This window comes from Erwinia persicina (assembly GCF_019844095.1).
In the GTDB taxonomy this organism is placed as follows: domain Bacteria; phylum Pseudomonadota; class Gammaproteobacteria; order Enterobacterales; family Enterobacteriaceae; genus Erwinia; species Erwinia persicina.
Genome location: NZ_CP082141.1, coordinates 83,421 through 105,799 on the forward strand (window position 1 = coordinate 83,421; position 22,379 = coordinate 105,799).

Annotated in this window: 16 protein-coding genes; 14 read left to right on the forward strand and 2 right to left on the reverse strand. The window is 56.8% G+C overall.

Annotated features, from left to right (window positions below; genetic code table 11):
- Positions 1 to 47 precede the first annotated feature (47 nt).
- Positions 48 to 524 carry a CaiF/GrlA family transcriptional regulator gene (locus tag K6L24_RS00370; RefSeq protein WP_062743970.1) on the forward strand — a complete coding sequence of 159 codons (477 nt, stop codon included), beginning with the start codon at positions 48 to 50 and terminating at the stop codon, positions 522 to 524.
- Here K6L24_RS00370 and K6L24_RS00375 read toward each other — a convergent pair.
- On the reverse strand, positions 519 to 1,163 hold the full coding sequence (locus K6L24_RS00375) for a hypothetical protein (protein ID WP_118665197.1): 645 nt from the start codon (positions 1,161 to 1,163) through the stop codon (positions 519 to 521). The genes K6L24_RS00370 and K6L24_RS00375 overlap by 6 nt on opposite strands.
- A gap of 130 nt (positions 1,164 to 1,293) precedes the next feature.
- Positions 1,294 to 1,878 (reverse strand): HD domain-containing protein, encoded by a 585-nt coding sequence (locus K6L24_RS00380; RefSeq protein WP_062743967.1) that lies wholly within the window; start codon positions 1,876 to 1,878, stop codon positions 1,294 to 1,296.
- Between the two features lie 61 nt (positions 1,879 to 1,939).
- Here K6L24_RS00380 and K6L24_RS00385 point away from each other — a divergent pair, with 61 nt between their 5' ends.
- The 13 genes from K6L24_RS00385 to K6L24_RS00445 all read left to right on the forward strand — a co-directional run bounded on the left by K6L24_RS00385 (position 1,940) and on the right by K6L24_RS00445 (position 22,377).
- Positions 1,940 to 2,398 carry a MarR family winged helix-turn-helix transcriptional regulator gene (locus K6L24_RS00385; protein WP_062744133.1) on the forward strand — a complete coding sequence of 153 codons (459 nt, stop codon included), beginning with the start codon at positions 1,940 to 1,942 and terminating at the stop codon, positions 2,396 to 2,398.
- Between the two features lie 92 nt (positions 2,399 to 2,490).
- Positions 2,491 to 2,919, forward strand: coding sequence for an organic hydroperoxide resistance protein (locus tag K6L24_RS00390; protein WP_062743965.1), 429 nt, complete (start codon positions 2,491 to 2,493; stop codon positions 2,917 to 2,919).
- 286 nt (positions 2,920 to 3,205) lie between these two features.
- Positions 3,206 to 4,882 carry a kdo(2)-lipid A phosphoethanolamine 7''-transferase gene (gene eptB / locus K6L24_RS00395; protein WP_062743963.1) on the forward strand — a complete coding sequence of 559 codons (1,677 nt, stop codon included), beginning with the start codon at positions 3,206 to 3,208 and terminating at the stop codon, positions 4,880 to 4,882.
- Between the two features lie 819 nt (positions 4,883 to 5,701).
- Positions 5,702 to 7,312, forward strand: a complete 1,611-nt coding sequence (dppA, locus tag K6L24_RS00400; RefSeq protein WP_062743962.1) for a dipeptide ABC transporter periplasmic-binding protein DppA — start codon at positions 5,702 to 5,704, stop codon at positions 7,310 to 7,312.
- A gap of 203 nt (positions 7,313 to 7,515) precedes the next feature.
- The gene (gene dppB / locus K6L24_RS00405; RefSeq protein WP_062743961.1) at positions 7,516 to 8,535 is read left to right on the forward strand and encodes a dipeptide ABC transporter permease DppB; all 1,020 of its coding nucleotides are present in this window, start codon (positions 7,516 to 7,518) and stop codon (positions 8,533 to 8,535) included.
- A 9-nt stretch (positions 8,536 to 8,544) separates the two neighbouring features.
- Positions 8,545 to 9,447: a dipeptide ABC transporter permease DppC gene (gene dppC, locus K6L24_RS00410; protein ID WP_118665199.1), complete on the forward strand. Its 903-nt coding sequence runs from the start codon at positions 8,545 to 8,547 to the stop codon at positions 9,445 to 9,447.
- Between the two features lie 8 nt (positions 9,448 to 9,455).
- The gene (gene dppD / locus K6L24_RS00415) at positions 9,456 to 10,442 is read left to right on the forward strand and encodes a dipeptide ABC transporter ATP-binding protein (RefSeq protein WP_062743960.1); all 987 of its coding nucleotides are present in this window, start codon (positions 9,456 to 9,458) and stop codon (positions 10,440 to 10,442) included.
- A complete protein-coding gene (dppF, locus tag K6L24_RS00420; RefSeq protein ID WP_062743959.1) occupies positions 10,432 to 11,433 on the forward strand; it encodes a dipeptide ABC transporter ATP-binding subunit DppF in 1,002 nt (333 codons plus the stop codon). The genes dppD and dppF overlap by 11 nt, the downstream gene beginning before the upstream one ends.
- 582 nt (positions 11,434 to 12,015) lie before the next feature.
- A complete protein-coding gene (bcsO, locus tag K6L24_RS00425; protein WP_222681836.1) occupies positions 12,016 to 12,735 on the forward strand; it encodes a cellulose biosynthesis protein BcsO in 720 nt (239 codons plus the stop codon).
- Positions 12,726 to 13,523 (forward strand): cellulose biosynthesis protein BcsQ, encoded by a 798-nt coding sequence (gene bcsQ, locus K6L24_RS00430; protein WP_222681837.1) that lies wholly within the window; start codon positions 12,726 to 12,728, stop codon positions 13,521 to 13,523. The genes bcsO and bcsQ overlap by 10 nt, the downstream gene beginning before the upstream one ends.
- Positions 13,524 to 13,619: 96 nt before the next feature.
- Positions 13,620 to 15,719: a UDP-forming cellulose synthase catalytic subunit gene (gene bcsA / locus K6L24_RS00435; protein ID WP_062743956.1), complete on the forward strand. Its 2,100-nt coding sequence runs from the start codon at positions 13,620 to 13,622 to the stop codon at positions 15,717 to 15,719.
- The gene (gene bcsB, locus K6L24_RS00440; protein ID WP_062743955.1) at positions 15,716 to 18,322 is read left to right on the forward strand and encodes a cellulose biosynthesis cyclic di-GMP-binding regulatory protein BcsB; all 2,607 of its coding nucleotides are present in this window, start codon (positions 15,716 to 15,718) and stop codon (positions 18,320 to 18,322) included. The genes bcsA and bcsB overlap by 4 nt, the downstream gene beginning before the upstream one ends.
- Positions 18,322 to 22,377 (forward strand): cellulose biosynthesis protein BcsC, encoded by a 4,056-nt coding sequence (locus K6L24_RS00445; protein ID WP_222681838.1) that lies wholly within the window; start codon positions 18,322 to 18,324, stop codon positions 22,375 to 22,377. Before bcsB ends, K6L24_RS00445 begins: the two co-directional genes overlap by 1 nt.
- Positions 22,378 to 22,379 lie beyond the last annotated feature (2 nt).

A 22,379-nucleotide genomic window follows, 5' to 3' on the forward strand; every position in this document is an offset into this window, starting at 1 on the left:
CCTGTTAATTTTCCCCGCCTTGGGTCTGAGGCGGGGACTTTCCGGCTATGGATGGCAACTATATGATGAAAAAGGTCGTAGCGTCGGCGCATAAGCAGCAAGAGAAAGTCGTCAAAACTGTCTCACAAAGTAACCATGATGGCGGGCTCATTCCTGAAGAGCTGAGTGAATATGCTGACAGGCCGCTTTATATCCTGATCGCGCTGTGGTGCCGCCATCAGCATAAATGGATAGACCGCAAACAAATCTCCACCGCGTTTGCGATCACCGAACGCCGTGCTTCCTTCCTGATGTCTTACATTATCCGTAAAAATGAGATTATTCATTGCCAGACGCGTAAAACGAAAGCGAAGGGTTCACGCCATCTGTGTCATGAGATCCTCATTGAAAAGGTCTTTTTAGCGCCTGAAAACGGAAAAAAGACCCCTGAAAATCAAGCCAGTTCTAAGCGCCGTCCGCGTGAAAATACCTGTCGTCACGAAATGCGCTGGCTACTCAGCCGCGTAATATCCGGTAAATCATAACGTGATGTCAGGTGCGGTCCGTGAGTGCCTGACGTTGTGCTTTCCCTGCCACAGGTAACTGAGCGTGGCAAACAGGCACAGGGAATACCCCAGCAGCTCACTCCCTTCTTCCGCCATGTTTTTAACCGTACGGTTATAGCCTTCCAGCATCAGGTGTTCCCACAGTTGATGCATACCAAACAGACGGGAGAACACCAGGATGGTTAGCATGCCGGCGGCCATTACGCCCCATGCCGGGTGTGACATAAAGGCTGCCAGGCCAGCGACGATGCCGCGCGGTTGTCGCAATGCCTGAGCAAGGCAGGCCAGCGCCAGTGCCAGTGCAAACCAGAACCAGCTGCCGTGCGTAATCTTATCAAACAAAAAATCCAGCTCGCGGATCAACATGCAACTGAAGAAACCGCCTACCAGCACCATCACCGGGCGCTGTACCGGGGAACGCCAGGCACGGTGAAAGAACATCAGCGCGATCGCCGCCAGCATTGTTTCCTGAGCGATTTCCGTGAATGAGGTTTCATGGAGGGCATTGTTCATCCAGACAATATCAATAAATACCAGCCCCATCATGATACTGAGGAACAGGGCGGCCCCTAAGAATGCGAGTGTTTTATTTTTTATTATTGTTAAGTCAGTAGACATGTTGCCTCCCAGTGATTAATTGGGGGGCAATGATAGGGATGTTATCTGGCAGAACTAGCCATTTTATGCGGTTGTTGTTACTACCGCACATAATGTCACGCATTGCATGACTTTTAATATTAACCGGTTGTTATATATTGTATTTTTTTTCCTGTTTTTCAAACCACTCGCCAGCGACATGCCAGGGCGCATGCTGCAGCTGCGCGATCCCCTGTTCGATGACCTGGTCTGCCATCTGGTGCAGGGTGGCATTGCCGTCGGTTAACAGGCGAATTTGTACTCGTTTTTCAATCAGATAGACGCGCGCAAAATGCGGGTCGAAGTGAACAATGGAGCGCGTATTGTCGATAATATCAGCCAGCTTAATGGTCTGTGCATCGGCAGAGGCCTGCTGGGTATGGCGAAAATGGGCCACTTTGCGTGCCGTGCGGTTCTGCCCGGTGGTGGCACCTTTGTTGGTCAGCATCCCGACCAGCGATGCCACCCTTTCACCGAAGTGGGTGCGGATATCCTCCAGCGTACTGGGGGTATCCTCAACGGTATCGTGCAGCCATGCGGCGGCCAGCATCTCTTCATCGTCACTGACGCTGCGCACCAGTTCAACTACGGCGGCCGGATGCACTATATAGGGTTCATCGGTATACTTTCGTCGCTGCCCGGCTTCGGCATGGGCTTTACTGGCATAGCGCTGTGCCTGTTCTTCCAGTGTCTGCATATTACACTCCCTGATAATAAAGTTGCTTGCAAATATATAGTGCACTATTTATATTATGGCGATGACTACAGATAAAGATGACAAAAAAGCGGCGGATGCGCCACTGTTGCTCGATCAGCAGATGTGCTTCGCCCTTTACTCCGCTAACCTGGCGCTGCATAAGCTCTACCGTCAGCTGCTGGCTCCGCTGGAGATCACCTATCCTCAGTACCTGGTGATGATGGTGCTGTGGGAGCGTGATGACGTGACGGTATCGGAAATCGGAGAGCGGCTGTTTCTTGACTCCGCGACCCTGACCCCGCTGCTGAAGCGTCTGGAGACGGCGGGCCTGTTACATCGCCTCCGCTCCCGTAAAGATGAACGGCAGGTGGTGGTCACTCTGACCGACGCCGGGCGTGAACTGCGCATGAAAGCGCTGGATATTCCCGAGTCAGTCCGCTGTGCTTCGGCCTGTGAGCTGGAGACACTTCAGTCCCTGAAGGGCGAACTGGAAATACTCCGCGACAACCTTAACCGCTGACGGCGGTGAAGGTTGCGCATGATGCTATGCTTGAATCATATATATAGTACGCGATTTAATAGCTCGTTAAATAAACTAACAGGAAGCTCACCATGTCTTTAGAAAAAGTTGTATACCGTGCAAAAGCAAAAGCCACCGGTGGCCGTGAAGGCCGTGCGACCTCCTCCGACGGCGTGCTGGATCTCCAGCTTGGCCTGCCAAAAGAGATGGGCGGGGCAGGCGGTAACGTCACCAACCCGGAACAGCTGTTCGCTGCCGGCTACTCGGCCTGTTTCCTCGGGGCGATGAAGTTTGTTGCCGGGCGTGACAAACTGGCCATGCCAAAAGACGCGTTCGTAGAAGGCGAAGTGGGTATCGGCCCGTTGCCAACCGGTTTTGGCATTGAAGCCACGCTGAACATCCACCTGCCGGGCATGGACAGCGCCGACGCCCAGAAACTGGTTGATGCGGCTCATATCGTTTGCCCTTACTCTAATGCCACCCAGGGCAATATCGACGTGACGTTAACGATTATCAACTAACGCCCCTGACCGGGGTTACGGCCCCGGTTACTTCCCCTTCCCGGATCTTCCCTGTTCAGCGCCCCTCTGGGCTTAACCGTAAAATGCCTAAATTTTCGTTGTTCACAGACTAACGTCCCTGAGTATGGTTAACTATGCCCCCCAACTTTTCTTATCAGATTCCTCTGGTTATGAGCGGCCTTAAGGTTTATCGGCGTTATTACCGAACTCTGAGGCGGTGCCAGGGTCTGATTAGCGTTCAGATCGTGTTAGCACTCGTTTAGGTTACGCCAGGATTAAAGGTCGAATGAATTCTATTAAAATGTATTCCCAGCAAAAGTTGTCGCTGTTGCTGGCTTTCTACGTCGGACTGTTTTTGAATCTTCCGGTGTTTTATCGTCGATTTAGTCCCTTTTTCGATAAATTTCACATCATGCAGTGGCTGTCTGCGCTGGCAGAAGGGATGGCGGCCGTACTGCTGACGTTCTTCCTGTTTCGCCTGCTGTCGCTGGGTGGAAAATGGTTCTGGCGGATAACCGCCACGCTGCTGGTAGTGGTTTCCGTTTCTGCCAGTTACTACATGGCCTTCTTTAATGTGGTGATTGGCTATGGCATTGTCGCCTCGGTGATGACCACGGACACCGATCTGTCGAAAGAGGTGGTGGGTTACCACTTTATTCTCTGGATGGTGCTGGTCAGTCTGCCGCCGCTGGTGCTGATCTGGTGGAGCAGCCTGCGCATGACGCTGCTGGAACAGCTTAAAACGCCGGGCCAGCGCATAAAGCCGTTGCTGACGTTGCTGCTGGCCCTGCTACTGACCTGGGGGCCTATCCGCTATTTCGATAAAATCCAGAGCGCCAATGAGAAGATCACCAACGTTGATCTGCCGAGCTATGGCGGCGTGGTGGCACACTCCTATCTGCCGTCTAACTGGCTGAGTGCGGTAGGGCTGTTTGCCTACACCACCTATGATGAGCGGATGGACAGCGGAAACCTGCTCGATCCGGCGAAAAAATTCACCTATAACGCACCAGAAGGGCTGGATGACACCTACGTGGTGTTTGTTATTGGTGAAACCACGCGCTGGGATCATATGGGCCTGCTGGGCTACGAGCGTGATAACACGCCGAAGCTGTCGAAGGAGAAAAACCTGGTGGCGTTCCGTGGGGAGTCCTGCGATACCTCGACCAAGCTCTCCCTGCGCTGCATGTTCGTGCGCGAAGGCGGTACCATGGATAACCCTGGCCGCACGCTGAAGGAGCAGAATGTCTTTGCGGTGCTGAAGGAGCTGGGCTTTAGCTCCGATCTCTTCGCCATGCAGAGTGAGGTGTGGTTCTATAACAACACCGACGCTGACAGCTACGCCTTCCGCGAGCAGATTGGTTCAGAGAAGCGCAACCAGGGGAAATCAGTGGATGACATGCTGCTGATCCCGGAGCTGAAGGCCTCTATTGACGATCACCCTAAGGGTAAACACCTGGTGATCCTGCATACCAAAGGCTCACATTACTTATACTCTCAGCGTTATCCGCGCGAGTTCGCCCGTTACCAGCCGGAGTGCCTGGGCGTGGACGATACCTGCAGTAAAGAGATGCTGATCAACGCGTATGACAACTCGATTCTGTATGTCGATACGATGCTGGACAGCGTCTATGACCAGCTGCGCGATAAGAAAGCGATCGTGTTCTATGCTGCCGACCACGGCGAGTCCATCAGCGAAAACATGCACCTGCACGGAACGCCACGCAATATGGCGCCGCCAGAGCAGTTCCGCGTGCCGATGATTGTCTGGGCTTCAGATAAGTACCTGGCTGATCCGACGAACAAACGCGCCTTCGAACAGCTACAGGCAGAACAGAAGGCGGGCAAAACGCATCGTCATGTTGAGCTGTTTGACACCATTATGGGATGCCTGGGCTATACGTCACCGGACGGTGGGATTAAGCAGGCGAACAACTGGTGTGCGGACCCGAAAAAACCGTAACCGTTACAGGGGACGACCGGCAAAAGGTCGTCCCCTGAGCTCCCCCTTCTTTATTCCCTCCCTGATGCCCGGCGACGGGCCTGATGCCCGAGCGGCAAAAGACGCCTCCCTGCGCGCCCAGCCCCCTCAAACATGCTTACCCGCAGTGGTGGTTTACATCGCCAGGGTATGACGTTCTTACCGGCCCCTGCCGAATAATCTGCTGCCGCTCAGCCCTGGGGAACGGGGATTTATCGAGAAATCTCTCCTGTAAAACGGCATAAAAGCCTTATCCCACCTGCGATAAATCACTTAATTCGCGTCGCGTTTTTCTTATGACCGATTGTGGCTTGTTGCTCATTACTTATCTCTGCGTTGCAGCATTTTTATCTATAAGTTAGCTATATAGCCCACTTTATCGGGTAATAATCGACTTTTTGTGGATTATTTTTTGGGTTTTTTCCCGACGCGATGTGCTGCTCTGGCGACAGTAAGCCAGGGTTTAATGTGGTTAAGATCACATTTAATAACGTTTAACACTGGAAATGTTATTGAATTGTTTTTTTTATATTTGCTTGCTGTTTCTCACAGAAAGAGTAAATACCCGACACTTGTATTGACGTTCCCTGAAACTATTGACAAATTGAACCCTCAGTACAAAAGGTAAGGGGATTTGTCTGATAGTTTCATTTCGTCAGCATCTCTCTGATCCTGTCCTTTTGACTGATGCCGCAAGGCGCCACGCACAGACCACCTAAAAAAATTATCGGTCGGCGTGAATACCCGGCAACACATTGCCGGGTAACGCACACAACATCACATCACTACTGGAGCATAAGCATGAGTATTTCCCTGGCTAAATCCGGGATGCTGAAGGTCGGTCTCAGCGCCATCGCGCTGTTAATGGCTACAGGTGTTCAGGCGAAGACCCTGGTTTACTGTTCTGAAGGTTCGCCTGAAGGTTTTAACCCACAGTTATTTACCTCTGGCACCACTTATGACGCTAGCTCGCGTCAGATCTATAACCGTCTGGTGGAATTCACCATCGGAACCACGGAATTACACCCCGGGCTGGCGGAAAAATGGGATGTGAGTGCAGACGGGAAAACCTATACCTTCCACCTGCGCAAAGGCGTGAAGTGGCAGACCACCAAAGACTTTAAACCGACGCGCGATTTCAACGCTGACGATGTGGTGTTTACCTTCGAACGCCAGCTGGATAAAAACAACAAATATCACGGCGTTTCCGGCGGCAGCTACGAGTATTTCGAAGGCATGGACATGCCTGCGCTTATCAGCAAAATTGTTAAGGTTGATGACAATACGGTGCGTTTCGAACTTACCCGCCCTGAGTCACCGTTCCTCGCTGACCTCGGGATGGACTTTGCGTCGATCCTGTCAGCAGAATACGCCGACAATATGCTGAAAGCGGGTACCCCGGAAAAAGTGGATCTGAACCCGGTGGGAACCGGCCCGTTCCAGCTGCTGCAGTACCAGAAAGATTCCCGCATTCTGTATAAAGCGAACGCAGAATACTGGGGCACCAAGCCGAAGATTGACCGTCTGGTGTTCTCTATCACCCCGGATGCTTCCGTGCGCTACGCCAAAATGCAAAAAGGCGAATGTCAGGTGATGCCGTACCCGAACCCGGCTGATATCGCACGTATGAAGCAGGACAAAAATATTAACCTGCTGGAGCAGCCTGGCCTGAACGTCGGCTATCTGTCGTTTAACGTTGAGAAAAAACCGCTGGATAACCTGAAAGTCCGTCAGGCGCTGACCATGTCAGTAAACAAGAAAGCGATTATCGAAGCGGTCTACCAGGGCGCAGGGCAGGAAGCGAAAAACCTGATCCCACCGACCATGTGGGGCTATAACGACGCCGTTCAGGACTACCCGTACGATCCGGTCAAAGCGAAAGCGCTGCTGAAAGAAGCCGGTATGGCTGACGGGTTCACTATTGACCTGTGGGCGATGCCGGTACAGCGTCCTTACAACCCGAATGCGCGCCGCATGGCAGAGATGATCCAGAGCGACTGGGCGAAGATTGGCGTAAAAGCCAAAATCGTCACCTACGAGTGGGGCGAGTACCTGAAGCGTGCTAAAGCCGGTGAACACCAGACCGTAATGATGGGCTGGACCGGTGACAACGGGGACCCGGATAACTTCTTCGCCACCCTGTTCAGCTGCGCTGCGGCGAAAGACGGTTCGAACTATTCGCGCTGGTGTGACAAGTCGTTTGAAGACCTGATCCAGCCTGCACGTGCGACCGACGATCACAACAAGCGTATCGAACTGTACAAGCAGGCTCAGGTGGTCATGCACGATCAGGCCCCTGCACTGATTGTTGCCCACTCCACGGTGTATGAGCCGGTGAGCAAAAAAGTCTCCGGCTATGTTGTCGATCCGCTGGGTGGTCACTACTTCGCTCAGGTCGATATCAAGGAATAATGTTACGGGCCGGGCTGTCCGGCTCTGATAACTTTCCCCAGGGCCGGGTCTTCCCCGGCCCTTTTGCCAGGATGCAAACAGGTCGTCAAGGCGCAGTTCGCTGCGTCGCGGGTGGATGTCCCCTGCGGATATTCGCGCGCAAGATGTGAGCAATAATAATCCTGTCGGTTACGGCTGGCAGGAACTAAAAGAGAATACGGAATATGTTGCAGTTCATACTCCGACGCTTGGGTCTTGTTATCCCAACGTTTATCGGTATCACCCTGTTAACCTTTGCGTTTGTTCATATGATCCCCGGCGATCCGGTGATGATTATGGTGGGCGAGCGCGGTATTTCCCCGGAACGTCACGCCCAGTTAATGGCCCAGCTCGGTCTGGATCAGCCTCTCTGGCAGCAGTACCTCACTTATATCAAAGGCGTTCTGCACGGCGACCTCGGTATGTCACTGAAAAGTCGCGTACCGGTGTGGGACGAATTTGTCCCGCGCTTTAAGGCCACGCTTGAGCTGGGCATCTGCGCCATGCTGTTCGCCGTTGCCGTCGGTATCCCGGTCGGCGTGCTGGCAGCCGTTAAACGCGGTTCCATCTTTGACCATACGGCCGTGGGGATCTCCCTGACCGGTTACTCGATGCCGATTTTCTGGTGGGGCATGATGCTGATCATGCTGGTTTCGGTGCAGCTTAATCTGACCCCGGTTTCCGGGCGCATCGGGGACACGGTGTTCCTTGATGACACCATGCCACTGACCGGCTTTATGCTGATCGACACCCTGTTCTGGGGCGAACCCGGCGATTTCAACGATGCCGTGATGCATATGATCCTGCCGGCCATCGTGCTGGGCACTATCCCGCTGGCGGTGATTGTGCGTATGACGCGCTCGGCGATGCTGGAAGTGCTGGGCGAGGACTATATCCGTACCGCACGCGCTAAGGGACTGACCCCGATGCGGGTCATCGTGGTCCACGCGCTGCGCAATGCCATGCTGCCAGTCGTCACGGTGATTGGTCTTCAGGTCGGTACGCTGCTGGCAGGTGCCATCCTGACGGAAACCATCTTCTCCTGGCCAGGCCTGGGGCGCTGGTTAATCGACGCACTGCAGCGCCGCGACTACCCGGTTGTGCAGGGTGGGGTACTGATGGTGGCCACGTTGATTATCGTCGTCAACCTGCTGGTCGACGTGCTTTACGGCGTGGTTAATCCACGCATTCGTCATAAGAAATAAGGGGCCAACATGTCTGTTGTGGATCCAGGTAGCGTTAACGCTGCACCCAAGCCGATGACCCCGTTACAGGAATTCTGGCACTACTTTAAGCGTAACAAAGGCGCGGTAATCGGCCTGGTGTACGTGGTTGTGATGATTTTCATCGCGGTCTTTGCCAGCGTGCTGGCACCTCATGCCCCGGCGGAGCAGTTCCGTGATGCGTTGCTGAAGCCTCCGGCCTGGCAGGAAGGCGGTAGCTGGCAGTATGTATTCGGCACGGATGACGTCGGCCGTGATGTGCTGTCGCGGCTGATGTACGGTGCCCGCCTGTCGCTGCTGGTCGGCTGTCTGGTGGTAGTCCTGTCACTGATTTTTGGCGTGATTTTTGGTCTGATTGCCGGCTATGTGGGCGGCGCGGTAGACGCAGCGATTATGCGTCTGGTCGATATTATGCTGGCGCTGCCAAGCCTGCTGCTGGCGCTGGTGCTGGTGGCTATCTTCGGCCCGTCGATTGTTAACGCCTCGATAGCGCTGACCTTTGTCGCCCTGCCGCACTATATTCGACTGACCCGTGCGGCGGTGCTGGTGGAAGTCACCCGCGACTACGTCACGGCTTCCCGCGTGGCCGGAGCGGGTGCCGTGCGTCAGATGTTCATTAATATCTTACCAAACTGCCTGGCACCGCTGATCGTGCAGGCGTCTCTCGGTTTTTCCAACGCGATCCTCGATATGGCCGCGCTGGGTTTCCTGGGTATGGGGGCACAACCGCCCACGCCGGAGTGGGGCACCATGCTCTCCGACGTGTTGCAGTTTGCGCAGAGTGCCTGGTGGGTGGTCACCTTCCCGGGTGTTGCCATTCTGCTGACGGTACTGGCATTTAACCTGATGGGCGACGGTTTACGCGACGCTCTCGACCCGAAACTCAAACAGTAGGCGACGAGATGGCACTATTAACGGTAGATAAACTCTCGGTGCATTTCGGCGACGAAAAAGCACCGTTCCGCGCCGTCGACCGCATCAGCTATCAGGTTGAGCAGGGTCAGGTGGTGGGTATTGTCGGCGAGTCCGGCTCCGGTAAATCGGTCAGCTCGCTGGCGATTATGGGGCTGATTGATTACCCCGGCAAGGTGATGGCGGATAACCTGGTATTTAACCAGCGTGACCTGAAACGCATTTCGGAAAAAGAGCGCCGCCAGCTGGTGGGCTCGGACGTGGCGATGATTTTCCAGGATCCGATGACCAGCCTTAACCCCTGCTACACGGTGGGCTTCCAGATCATGGAAGCCATCAAGGTGCATCAGGGCGGGAATAAGCGTACCCGCCGTCAGCGCGCCATTGACCTGCTGAACCAGGTGGGGATTCCCGATCCGGCGTCCCGTCTGGATGTCTATCCGCATCAGCTGTCCGGCGGCATGAGCCAGCGCGTGATGATCGCCATGGCGATTGCCTGCCGTCCCAAGCTGCTGATCGCTGACGAGCCCACTACGGCGCTCGACGTGACGATCCAGGCGCAGATCATTGAACTGCTGCTCGATCTGCAACGCCAGGAAAATATGGCGCTGATCCTGATCACCCACGATCTGGCGCTGGTGGCCGAAGCCGCACAGCACATTATCGTGATGTACGCCGGTCAGGTGGTGGAAACGGGTAAAGCGGTGGATATCTTTAAGGCCCCGCGCCATCCGTATACTCAGGCGCTGCTGCGTGCGCTGCCGGAGTTCGCGGTGGATAAAGCCCGGCTGGCGTCACTGCCGGGTGTCGTCCCCGGCAAGTACGACCGCCCGAACGGCTGTCTGCTCAACCCGCGCTGCCCGTATGCGCAGGATCGCTGTCGCAGCGAGGAACCGCCTTTACGTGATATTGCCGGGCGTCAGTCCAAATGTCATTTCCCACTGGATGATGCCGGGAGACCTGCTTATGAAGCCTGAACACGATAAACCGACCCTGCTGATGCAGGCCATCGATCTGAAGAAGCACTACCCGGTTAAAAAAGGCCTGTTCGGCCAGGAGCGGCTGGTCAAAGCGCTGGATGGCGTGTCATTTGACCTGGAACGCGGTAAAACACTGGCCGTGGTGGGCGAGTCCGGCTGCGGTAAGTCGACCCTGGGCCGCCTGCTGACGATGATCGAAACGCCAACCGAAGGGCAGCTGTTCTACCAGGGACAGGATCTGCTGAAGCACGATCCGGAAGCGGAGAAGCTGCGCCGTCAGAAAATCCAGATCGTTTTCCAGAACCCGTACGGTTCCCTGAATCCGCGTAAAAAGGTCAGCCAGATCCTGGAAGAGCCGTTGCTGATTAATACCCAACTGAGCAAAGCCGAGCGCCGGGAAAAAACGCTGGAGATGATGGCGAAGGTTGGTCTGAAGACCGAGCACTACGACCGCTACCCGCATATGTTCTCCGGCGGCCAGCGTCAGCGTATTGCCATTGCTCGCGGGCTGATGCTGGATCCGGACGTGCTGATCGCCGATGAGCCGGTTTCCGCGCTCGACGTCTCGGTGCGGGCGCAGGTGCTGAACCTGATGATGGATTTGCAGCAGGACCTCGGCCTCTCCTACGTGTTTATTTCTCATGACTTGTCGGTGGTCGAACATATTGCGGATGAAGTGATGGTGATGTACCTGGGCCGCTGCGTGGAGAAGGGAAGTAAGGAGCAGATCTTCTCAAACCCGCTGCACCCCTATACTCAGGCACTGCTGTCGGCCACGCCACGCCTTAACCCGGATGAGCGCCGCGAGCGCATCAAGCTGACCGGTGAGCTGCCCAGCCCGCTGAATCCGCCGCCGGGCTGTGCCTTTAACGCGCGCTGCCGCCGCCAGTTCGGCACCTGCGTGCAGCTCCAGCCGCAGTTGAAGACCTGGGGCGGACAGCAGGTCGCCTGCTTCGCCGTGGATCAGGATGAAAATCCCGGCGCTTAACCCCTGCGGGCAGGCCGGAAGAAAAGGGCGACCCCGACGGCTTAACCTATGACCCTGGCCCGCCCCCTGCCGTTCACCGTATCGCGCAGGGGCCGGGCCGCTTTTCCGGCCCGCCCGCTGTTACACATCGCATAAAATCCTTAAGCAAAATGCATCATTCCCTAACCACTGCTATGCTGTATAAAAAGTCTCCTTATCTGTCGTACTTAAGCCGAATCTGCAGGCGTCGAAGATTCGGTCTGTCACAGGGGCTTTTGCAAGAGACTTGTGTCAGCTTTTCTTCATCCGGGAGAGGATTATGGGATAGTCTTGCCAGAAAAAAGGGGACGTTGTATTAAGCAGGGGTAAGCAGCAGAAAGATATTTCAGTGACAGGAAATAGCTTTTAATTAGCCTGTGCAAAATAATTAACTAAACCAAATAATCACTGTGTTGATATATAACTGTCGCAATGAATAATTGAAATCTATTGACGTGAATTAATCGTTCAACGCCTTTTATCTGGGGTATGAGATTAGTCTGAGTAATTCAAAATTTATATGTTATATTGCCGCGAAATCCTCCACCTTGCGCGATCATACTCATGAAAAGCTATGATGACCTGCAGCGTTTTAAAGAAAAAACGCAAACAAACCACATTGAATTCAAAGACATGTCTGAGCAGGTGCTGAACGCTGATACCACCAACTGGAGCGTGATCCGACAGTTGCTGAAAGAGGGCGCAGGGTCGGTTTTGGATAACAGTCAGCGTATTGACAGAGCAGCACCTCAGCCCGCCGATCCGGCCGCCTTTACGCCGCCTCTGGCCGCGTCTGAGCCGGCCACGTCGCATCTGCCTGTTCAGTCTTTTAAGGCGGTCGCACCCGCGTCTTCGGGGCGGGTGGGGGCTTCACTGCTGGACAGTATCTCTGCTTCATTGCCGCCTGCTGCCACGTCTCCTGCCGTGCCTGTCCCGGTGGCAGCCCCGGCTGACGGGGGCGATACCGCTCCCCTGCAAGCCATGCCGATCGCACAGCAAACGGCGGTATCCGGCAGTTCACTGTTAGCGCAGCTGGCTGCCCATGCAGCCCCTGCGGCACAGCCCGTGGCCGACATTGCATCGCCACCCTCAGCCGTTCCGACACCCCTGCATATTGCGCCAGCGGCCACACCGGCCATCGCGCCGCGCTCATCAGCGTCAGAGGCTACCGCTAATGTCAGTTTTAAGCGGCTGTTCAGCCCTGCTGCCACCCCGTCTTCCGCGTCGCTTCCGAAAGATATATTGCTACATCCCCTGCTGGAGAAAATCGCCTCATGCCGTTAGTTTGTGTCTGCTCACCGAAAGGCGGCGTGGGGAAAACCACCATGGCAGCCAATCTTGCTCATGCCCTCGCCCGTGGCGGCAGCAAGGTGCTGGCGATCGATTTTGACGTGCAAAATGCCCTGCGCCTGCACTTTGGTGTCCCACTGGCGGACAGCCGGGGTTTTGTCGCAAAATCTGCCGAAACCTCTGACTGGAGTCAGTCCATTCTCACCACCGGGGGCAATATTTTTGTCCTGCCTTACGGTGACGTGACGGAAGATCAGCGTCTCGGGTTTGAAGACAACCTGACCCGCGATCCTAACTTCCTGTCCCGTGGCCTGCACACGGTGCTGAACTACCCCGGGCTGGTGATTATCGCTGATTTCCCTCCCGGCCCCGGGCCGGCGCTTAAAGCCATGACGGCGCTGGCCGATATGCATTTAGTGGTGATGCTGGCAGACACGGCATCCTTGTCGCTGCTTCCGCAGATTGAAAAAGAAAAAATGATTGGTGGGGCGCTGAATCACCGGGGAGGTCATTATTTCGTCCTGAATCAGAGCGATAGCCGCAGAAATATCAGCCGCGATGTGACCGCATTTATGCAGCAGCGCCTTGGCGACAGGCTGATGGGCGTCGTGAATCGTGATGAAAGTGTGGCAGAAGCCAATGCGTCCCAACAGTCGATTTTTGATTTTAGCCCTGTCTCCGCCGCGGCGTTTGATATTGAGTTGATCGCTAAGCGCCTTGCTGCGCTGCTTGATATTAAAGTCGGTGACGGAGAACTGCATGCTCCGCTAAAGCCCCGTTAACGGCCGGATTATGACCAGGCAGGGAGGCCTGAATACGCGTAATCCGATTATGTTGGGATTGCCACGAATTATAACAATACATATTCAGGATGACTTATGAATAAAGTCCTCTTTTATCTCCTGCTGCTGGTATTATTCCCCGTCGCAGCCGTCATCGTGACGACACCGATGGATAGCGCTAAGCAATATATTTTTGGCTTAATCTCGATTGCTATTCTGTTTTTATTAGGTATTAGCAAAAGCAAAAAAATCACCATCGTGATGGTGATCCTCTCAGCGATGATGTCCACACGCTATATTTACTGGCGGGCGACGGAAACACTGCATTTTAATTCTGAGGTCGAAGCCATTCTTGGCATCGGGCTATTTATGGCCGAGCTTTATGTCTGGCTGATATTAATCCTCGGTTATCTGCAAACCTCATGGCCGCTGAAGCGCACCATTGAGCCGTTGCCCGACGATATCAGCCTGTGGCCTACCGTTGATGTCTACGTCCCCAGCTATAACGAAAGCCTGGACGTGGTACGTGATACGGTGCTGGCGGCACAGTGCATCGACTATCCGCGCGATAAGATCAAAATCTATCTGCTGGATGACGGTAAGCGCAGCGAGTTTGCCCGCTTTGCCGCCGATGTTGGCGTGGGTTACATCACGCGTGATGACAATCGCCACGCCAAGGCCGGTAACCTTAACCATGCAATGAAAATCACCAAAGGTGAGCTGATTTGCATTTTTGACTGCGACCATGTGGCAACACGCACCTTCCTGCAGGCCACCGTCGGTGCTTTCCTGAAAGATGAAAAGCTGGCCCTGCTCCAGACGCCGCACTACTTCTATTCACCGGATCCGTTTGAGCGCAACCTGAAAGCCGCCCGCGACATTCCGAACGAAGGGGCCCTGTTCTACGGCCCGGTTCAGCAGGGTAATGATAACTGGAATGCGACCTTTTTCTGTGGCTCCTGCGCGGTCATTCGTCGTTCAGCGCTGGAAGAGATTGGTGGGTTCGCGGTGGAAACCGTGACAGAAGATGCCCACACCGCGCTGAAAATGCAGCGTCTTGGCTGGGGCTCTGCCTTCCTCGCTATCCCGCTGGCCGCCGGTCTGGCGACCGAGCGTCTGGGTCTGCATATTGTCCAACGTACGCGCTGGGCGCGAGGCATGACGCAGATTTTCCGCGTCGATAACCCGCTGTTGGGTCGCGGGCTGAAATGGCAGCAGCGGCTCTGCTATCTCAACGCCATGCTGCATTTCCAGTTTGGCCTGCCGCGTGTTGTCTTCCTGACGGCGCCGCTGGCGTACCTGCTGTTCAATCTGAATATCATCCACTCGTCGGCAGGCCTGATCTTCGCCTACGTTCTGCCGCACCTGGTAATGTCGCTTTACGTTAACTCTCGTATGAACGGTCGCTTCCGCGCCACCTTCTGGGGAGAGATCTACGAAACCGTGATGGCCTTCCATCTGGTGATCCCGACCCTGTTAACGATGATTTCACCGAAGCACGGTAAATTTAACGTGACGGATAAAGGTGGCCTGCTGGACGTCGGTTTCTTTGACTTCAATATCGTGCGCCCGCACGTGATCTGCGCTCTGCTGTTACTGGTGGGCGTCGTGAGTGGCATTGTCCGGGCGACAGCGCATGACTACTTTGGCGTGGATCCCTACGTTATTGCGCTGAACGTCGGCTGGGCGACCTTCAGCCTGATTATTTTGATGGCAGCCATTGCCGTGGCGCGTGAAACCAAACAGGTGCGTAAAACCATCCGTGTTGATGTCAATCTTCCCGTGGTGGTGCACTACGCCAGTGGCATCTCATCGCGTTCAAATACCGTTAACCTGTCGATGGGCGGTGCGCAGATCGATGCGCCAGACTCGCGTCATGAGAAGGACGAGATTGAAGCCATTGACCTCATCCTGCAGTCCGGGGTGATCTCCATTCCGGTCCAGGTGATTGGTGCGGAGGATGGCGTTATCCGACTGCAGTTTGATGAGATGCCGCTGCCACGCCGTCGTGAGCTGGTTCGGGTGGTGTTGTCGCGCGCCGACGCCTGGATCCAGCCTGTGGGGCCTAAAGATAAACCGTTGCGTTCGTTACTGAACATTATTCGTACCGTGTTTGAGCTGTTCTGGCTGACATTCCAGGATCGGCGGGCAAGAAAAAAACGTCGGGCACAAGTGGAAGAGGATAGCGCGGTATGAAGCCACTCCTCCTCCGGGCATTGTGCCTGAGTACCCTGCTCACGCTGGGCAGCGCGCAGGCCGATCCGGGCAGCGTCACCCGCGACAGCAGCGCATTATCGGATATTCCGCCGCCGGCAGATGTGGGGGCTGAAGTCACGCCGCCAGCGGCAGACGCCGCTCCCCCGGCGCAGACCGACACCCCGGCCACGGCGACGGAAACCCCGGCCATGCCGGCACAGGCGCCTGCTGGCTCCCTGCCTGCGGAGACGTCTCCGCCGGCGGAGGGCCAGGCCGTAGCAACGGATCTGCCTGCCGGATCGGCGGAAAGCAGCCTGCCAGCGGGCGATGAAGCCGCGCTACCACCGGGCACCAACGAAGGCCTGCCTGCGGGCCTGCCGCCGCTGCCGGCCCCGGTCATGGACGAGGCTGAGACGCAGCCTGCCGTATCGCTCAATCAACCGCTTTCCAGCACGGTCAGCGTGGCGCAGATGGGCCAGAAGCAGGGGATCACGCTGACCGGGGGGCAGCTGCAATCCGGGATTGTTTTCACCCTGCCGACCGATGAAGTGGTCACCAATGCGCGCCTGAACCTGTCGCTGAAAGTGTCCCAGGCGCTGGCGGCGCGGAATACGTCGCTGCAGCTGATGCTGAACGGCCAGCCGCTGGGGACCCTGCCGCTGAGTGCCTCCGATCGTGCCAGCGAGGATTATCAGCTGGATATTCCGGCGGCGATGGTGGTGTCCAGCAATAACCTGAGCTTTAAAATTAACGATGCTGACCAGCTGCTGTGTGAGCGCGACAGCGCCCGGCAGTATCAGGTGACTATTCTGCCGAATACCACGCTGGCACTGGAAGGCCAGCAGCTGAATATCGGAACCAACCTGCGCAATTTCCCGCGTCCGTTTATTGACCCGCTGCGCATGAGCCCGGCCAGCGTAGCCATTATCTTTGGCAATGACATCACGCCGGGTGAAGTCAGCGCGGCGGCGATCCTCTCATCCTGGATGGGAATTCAGGCAGACTATCGCGGCATCAGCTTTCCGGTATTACGTGGCGCGCTGCCGGAGAAAAACGGCGTGGTGTTTGGTCACCCCGGTGAAAAAATCGGTAGCCTGACCTTACCGGAAAGTGACGGTCCCTCCCTGCATATGGTGAGTAACCCGGATAACCCGGTGTACAAATTGCTGCTGGTGACTGGCAAAACCGACGATCAGCTGCGTCAGGCTGCGTGGCGTCTTCTGCAGCCGATGACGGCAGATGAACCGTCGCTGGCCGTCACGCCGCAGAGTATGCCGCTGCGCAAGCCGTACGATGCGCCGCGCTGGATCAATACCGAACGTCCGGTACGTCTCAGCGAACTCCTGCGTAAGGATCAGAATCTGACCACCACAGGCATCTGGCATGATGCGCTGCGCGTTAACTTCCGTGCGGCACCCGATCTGTTTCTGTGGGACGGTGACAGCATTCCTGTCCAGCTGAACTATCGCTTCCCGTCAGAAAGCTGGATTGATGAAGATAACTCTCTGCTCAACGTCACGCTGAACGGAACCTTCCTGCGTAACCTGACAGTCAATAAGGTCGGCCTGCTGGAAAATATCTGGCACCGCCTGGGTGGGGATGCGCGCCAGGAGAAATATACCCTGAAACTGGATCCGTACCTGATTTACGGTGACAACCAGATGCAGCTCTATTTCAATATCAAACCTAAGGCCACGGCACCGTGCAGCGTGCTGACCAACAACAATATCAAGAGCCGGATTGAAGATGATTCGTTTATCGATCTGAGTCATACCCGTCACTTTACGTTACTGCCGAACCTCTCTTACTTTGTCGGAGCCTCGTTCCCTTTCTCGCGTCTGGCTGATTATTCTCAGACGGTACTGATGCTTCCTTCAAACCCGAGTAACGCCGAGATCAGCACGCTGCTGGATATGGCAGGCCGTTCGGGCAATGCAACCGGCGCCGCGCTGAGTCAGAACAGCGTCATGTTTGGTATTCCGGCTGCCGGTACGCTGCGTGGCCGCCTGGAAAACAGCGATATTCTCTCGGTTTCCACCCTGGCACAGACCAGTTTTAACCGCGAGTTGCTGGCAGGCTCACCGTACGAACTGAATAATCATACCCTTGGCGTTAAAGTGCCGAATATGCTGGATAACCTGCGTAGCTGGCTGACCGGTAACTGGTATCGTCAGACGCTGGACGCTGACCGTTACTTCTCGTCGAACGAAGACTGGCGCGGTTTTATCAGCTACCGCTCACCGTGGAACAGCAGTCGTCTGGTGGTGATGACAGTCGCGACCGATGATAACCAGCTGGCGCGACTGCATAACGACATGACCTCATCACGGATTAACGCGGGTATCCGGGGGGATACGGCGATCATTACCGATGAGAATGGTATCCGCAGCTTTAGCGTGGGCGCTCAGTTCCCGAGCGGGCAAATGCCCTGGTACATGATGGTTGTATGGTATGCCAACCAGCATGCCGTGTTGCTGGCGTTACTGGCGCTGTTCTGTGCCACCCTGGTGGGACTCAGCGCCTGTGTTCTGCTGAAGCGCCATGCATGGCGTCGTCTGCACCCGCAGGATCATTCCCGTACCTCTGGCGAGAAGAAAGAATAATGAAAACAACACTCACCCCCTTAACCGCCAGAATTCGCCAACGCTGGATGTTTGGCAGCGGCCTGGTGCTGTCGGTGATGACGTTCCCGCTGCTGGCCGCAGAGAACAATCCCGCCGTTAAGGCGCTGTTTGACCAGGCAAATTACTGGCATCAGAAAGCGCATGATGAGCTGGCCCGTGATGCGCTGAATAAAGTGCTGATGGTGGATGGGAACAACGCCCAGGCATTGTTCCTGATGGCGCTGTGGTCTCAGCAGGGCGGGGATGGTGCGGCCGCGGCCAAATGGCGCGCGCGGCTCAGTCAGGTCTCGCCACAGGATCCGCGACTGTCAGAACTGGACGCAGCCCGTCAGATGCAGACTATCCCGGCGGCGCAGCTGTCTCTGGCCCGACAACAGGCGCGCAGCGGCAATACCGCGGCGGCCCTGCAGACCTGGCGCAACACCTTCAGCGGGAATACGCCACCGGCCAGCGTGGCGGCGGAGTATTACCTGACCATGGCCGGTGATCGCACCCTGCTGCCGCAGGCGGTGGACAACCTGCGGCAGTTCGTGGCGCAGCACCCGCAGGATACCGGCGCGAAGCTGGCGCTGGGCAAGGCCCTGACCTGGCAGGAATCAACCCGCCGTGAGGGGCTGCAAATGCTGGAAGGACTGGCGGGCGGCAATGCCGACGCCGATCGTTCCCTGCGTCAGGCGCTGCTGTGGCTGGGCCCGCAGTCGGGCGATGCGCCGCTGTATCAGCACTACCAGCAGCGCCATCCGCAGGATACGGCGGTGATGGATCACTTCCGGAAAAACGTCGGCGGCGCGGCCAAAGGTGAGGGCTTTAACGCCCTGAACAGCGGCGACGTCAGCGGCGCACAGACCGCTTTCGATCGGGTGCTGCAAACCAACCCGGAGGATGCCGACGCGCTGGCCGGACTGGGCTATGTGGCGCAGCGCAGCGGCGACTATGCCAGAGCGGCAGACTATCTGGAGCGTGCAGCGAAGCTCGGCGGCAGCAACAGCGAACAGCGCCAGCAGCAGGCAACCGATGCCCGCTTCTACGGTCAGTTAGCCGCCGCCCAGCAGGCGATGAAAGCCGGGGACAGCGCGCAGGCTTTAAGCCTCAGCGCGCCGTTAACCCAGGCAGCGGGCGAGAAGGGCGTGGCAGCGAAGCTGTTCCGTGCTGACGTGCTGCGCCGTAATAATCAGCTGGATCAGGCCGCGCAGACCTACCGTGACGTGCTGTCCGGCGATGCCGCTAACCGTCCGGCGAAAGAGGGGCTGTTCTACGTGCTGCGGCAGCAGGGTAACACCGCCGAAGCTAACACACTGCTGGCCTCTCTCCCGTCCAGCGTACGCGAGGCAGTGACGCCGCGCCCGGTGGCCACCAGTGAACCGGTGCGCCGTGACGCGAAGCAGGCGCTGGCGGCCGGCAACCCGCAGCGGGCCATTACGATCCTGCAGCAGGGCATGCAGCGTTTCCCGGCCGACGGCTGGCTGCGCCTCGACCTTGCGCGTATTTATCAGCAACAGGGCAATACCGCTGCGGCGGCAGGCGTGATGCAGCCTGCTTTCCGCAACGGTGCCAGCAGCAATGAAGTGTATGCGGCCGCGCTGTTTGCCAGCGAAAGCGGGGCCTGGGGGCAGGCGCAGAGCCTGCTGTCACGCATTCCGGCCCGCAGTCAAAACGCAGAGATGCGCGCGCTGACCCAGCGTGTGAACTTCAACCAGCAGATGTCCGTGGCGCAGCAGTATCTGGCCCAGGGCGCCAGTGCGGCGGCGGCCAACACGCTGAAAGCGCTGGCGGCGAACCCGCCGCAGAATCCGGCGGATGCGGGTAACCTGGCGAAAGGCCTGGCACAGGCGGGCGATATGACCACGGCGGTCTCCGTTGTGCGCGCCAGTATGCAGCGCGGTGTGCAGGGTAACGCCGGTGACTATGCGGCCCAGGTGGCGGTACTGAATCAGGCGGGACTGGGCGGTGAAGCGCAGGCCTTCCTCAGTAACCCGGAACTGCAGTCACGCAGCACCAGCGCCCAGCTGGCGGGGATCCGTAACGGCGGGATAATTAATGAAGTGGATGAACTGCGTGAACGCAAACAGTATGCGGCGGCCTACGATAAGCTGATCGGCGCCCTGCAGAAAGATCCGCAGAATTCCGACCTGATGTTTGCCATGGCGCGCCTGTACCAGTCCGGCAAGATGAACAAAGAAGCCGCAGTGGTGTACGACTACCTGATGACGCGCGACACCGACACTCAGGATGCGCGCGAAGGGGCGATTAACACCGCGCTGGCGCTGAATGATGTGCCCAAAGCTCGCGCTCTGGCCAGCGGCCTGCGCGGCGAGCCGTCGCCGGAACGCCTGCTGTTGCTGGCGCGGGTTTCCGAAGCGGAGGGCGATCATCATCAGGCCCTGAGCTATCTGCGCACCGCCAAAGGTAAGATGATCGGGCTGGACGGCAGCCGTGTCGGCAGTACCGCCGGCATTGGCGGCCTGACGCTGTCCGATAACCCCTTTATCAACCGCACGACGATGTCGGTACGCAAATCACCGTCGGTGTACGGCAATACCATGCCCTGGCAGCAGGCGCCGGATGCGCGAGACTATCGTGATATTGACGGGGCTGAAGGCGGGCTGACCCTCGTCGGCGGCGGTACTGAAGCCGCGACCCGACAGAATCAGACGCTGCATCAGATTGACACCATGATGGATGAGCTGGAGAAAGATACCGGCACCTGGATGCAGGGCGGCATTCAGATCCGCGGTCGCGACGGCGAGAACGGCCTGAGCAAGCTGACCGAGGCGAAAGCGCCGCTGGTGTGGTCCAGCTCCCCGCTGGGTGACGCCCGCTTTGACTTTACCGTGACACCGATGACCCTGAGCGCCGGCAGCGCCAGCGGTGATGCTTATCGCCGTCTTGGCACCGGGGCGGCCGGAGTCGCGGTCGCTAACCTGATTCAGAACATTAAAAATGAACAGACCAGTTACAGCGGGCTGACCGCGGCGGAGAAAGCGACGTTTGATGCGGCTAATCCGGGCGTGGGCGCGGCGCTGACGAATCTTACCGGTATCGATAGCGCGGACTACAATCCGTTCACCAACAGCGGCGTCAGCAACTTACAGAGCCTGAATAATAACGCGACGCTGGCGAAATACCTTGCGGCTTCTTCGCGTAAGGTCAATGTTGATACGGCATCGTCATCGTCGACCGACTCGCAGACGGCCTCCGGCGTGGAGCTGAACCTGGCGTTAAGCGGCGACAGCTACAGGATTGACCTCGGCAGCACGCCGCTGGGTCAGGATCTCAGCACGATGGTCGGCGGTGTGAAGTGGGCACCGAAGCTGACGGACTATCTGACCCTGATCCTCACCGGCGAACGCCGTGCGGTCACCGACAGTCTGCTCTCATACGTTGGGGTGAAAGATAAGTTTTCCGGCAAGAGCTGGGGTCGCGTGACCAAAAACGGCGGTAACGCCATGCTGAGTTACGACGATGGCGATGCCGGATTCTATGTCGGTGCCGGGGGGTACAGCTATGTCGGGGAAAACGTGGCCAGTAATACCTCGTTAATGGGTAACGCCGGCGCCTATGTGCGTCCGTTTCACTTTAACGATCGCGAACTGAAAACCGGCATCAACATCAGCTGGATGGACTTCTCGAAGAACCTCAGTAACTTCAGCTACGGTCAGGGGGGCTACTTCAGCCCGCAGAACTATATCAGCGTATCGTTCCCGGTAGACTTCACCCAGACCTATGACGATCTGAGCGTAAAAGTGGGCGGTTCGGCGGGTTATCAGTCCTATACCCAGGATCGCAGCGCGTACTTCCCGAACAACAGCGATTACCAGTCACTGCTGGAAGATGCTGTGACGGCAGGTTATGCCAAAGAGGCGTACTTCAGCGGCGGCAGCAAGAGCGGTATCGGCTATAACCTGCACGCGGGTGCGGATTATAAGATCAACAAAGACGTCACCATCGGCGGTCAGTTGGGCTATGACACCTTCGGCGACTATAACGAAAGTACAGCGCAGCTCTACTTCCGCTACATGCTGGGAGGCAAATAAGC

Bases quoted from the DNA above. Each gene is read 5' to 3' on its own strand.
- bcsQ (WP_222681837.1), top strand. From the start codon at position 12,726: ATGCCGTTAGTTTGTGTCTGCTCACCGAAAGGCGGCGTGGGGAAAACC.
- K6L24_RS00385 (WP_062744133.1), top strand. From the start codon at position 1,940: ATGACTACAGATAAAGATGACAAAAAAGCGGCGGATGCGCCACTGTTG.
- K6L24_RS00380 (WP_062743967.1), bottom strand. From the start codon at position 1,878: ATGCAGACACTGGAAGAACAGGCACAGCGCTATGCCAGTAAAGCCCAT.
- K6L24_RS00375 (WP_118665197.1), bottom strand. From the start codon at position 1,163: ATGTCTACTGACTTAACAATAATAAAAAATAAAACACTCGCATTCTTA.
- K6L24_RS00445 (WP_222681838.1), top strand. From the start codon at position 18,322: ATGAAAACAACACTCACCCCCTTAACCGCCAGAATTCGCCAACGCTGG.
- dppD (WP_062743960.1), top strand. From the start codon at position 9,456: ATGGCACTATTAACGGTAGATAAACTCTCGGTGCATTTCGGCGACGAA.
- dppB (WP_062743961.1), top strand. From the start codon at position 7,516: ATGTTGCAGTTCATACTCCGACGCTTGGGTCTTGTTATCCCAACGTTT.
- bcsB (WP_062743955.1), top strand. From the start codon at position 15,716: ATGAAGCCACTCCTCCTCCGGGCATTGTGCCTGAGTACCCTGCTCACG.
- K6L24_RS00390 (WP_062743965.1), top strand. From the start codon at position 2,491: ATGTCTTTAGAAAAAGTTGTATACCGTGCAAAAGCAAAAGCCACCGGT.
- dppC (WP_118665199.1), top strand. From the start codon at position 8,545: ATGTCTGTTGTGGATCCAGGTAGCGTTAACGCTGCACCCAAGCCGATG.
- dppF (WP_062743959.1), top strand. From the start codon at position 10,432: ATGAAGCCTGAACACGATAAACCGACCCTGCTGATGCAGGCCATCGAT.
- bcsA (WP_062743956.1), top strand. From the start codon at position 13,620: ATGAATAAAGTCCTCTTTTATCTCCTGCTGCTGGTATTATTCCCCGTC.
- K6L24_RS00370 (WP_062743970.1), top strand. From the start codon at position 48: ATGGATGGCAACTATATGATGAAAAAGGTCGTAGCGTCGGCGCATAAG.
- eptB (WP_062743963.1), top strand. From the start codon at position 3,206: ATGAATTCTATTAAAATGTATTCCCAGCAAAAGTTGTCGCTGTTGCTG.
- dppA (WP_062743962.1), top strand. From the start codon at position 5,702: ATGAGTATTTCCCTGGCTAAATCCGGGATGCTGAAGGTCGGTCTCAGC.
- bcsO (WP_222681836.1), top strand. From the start codon at position 12,016: ATGAAAAGCTATGATGACCTGCAGCGTTTTAAAGAAAAAACGCAAACA.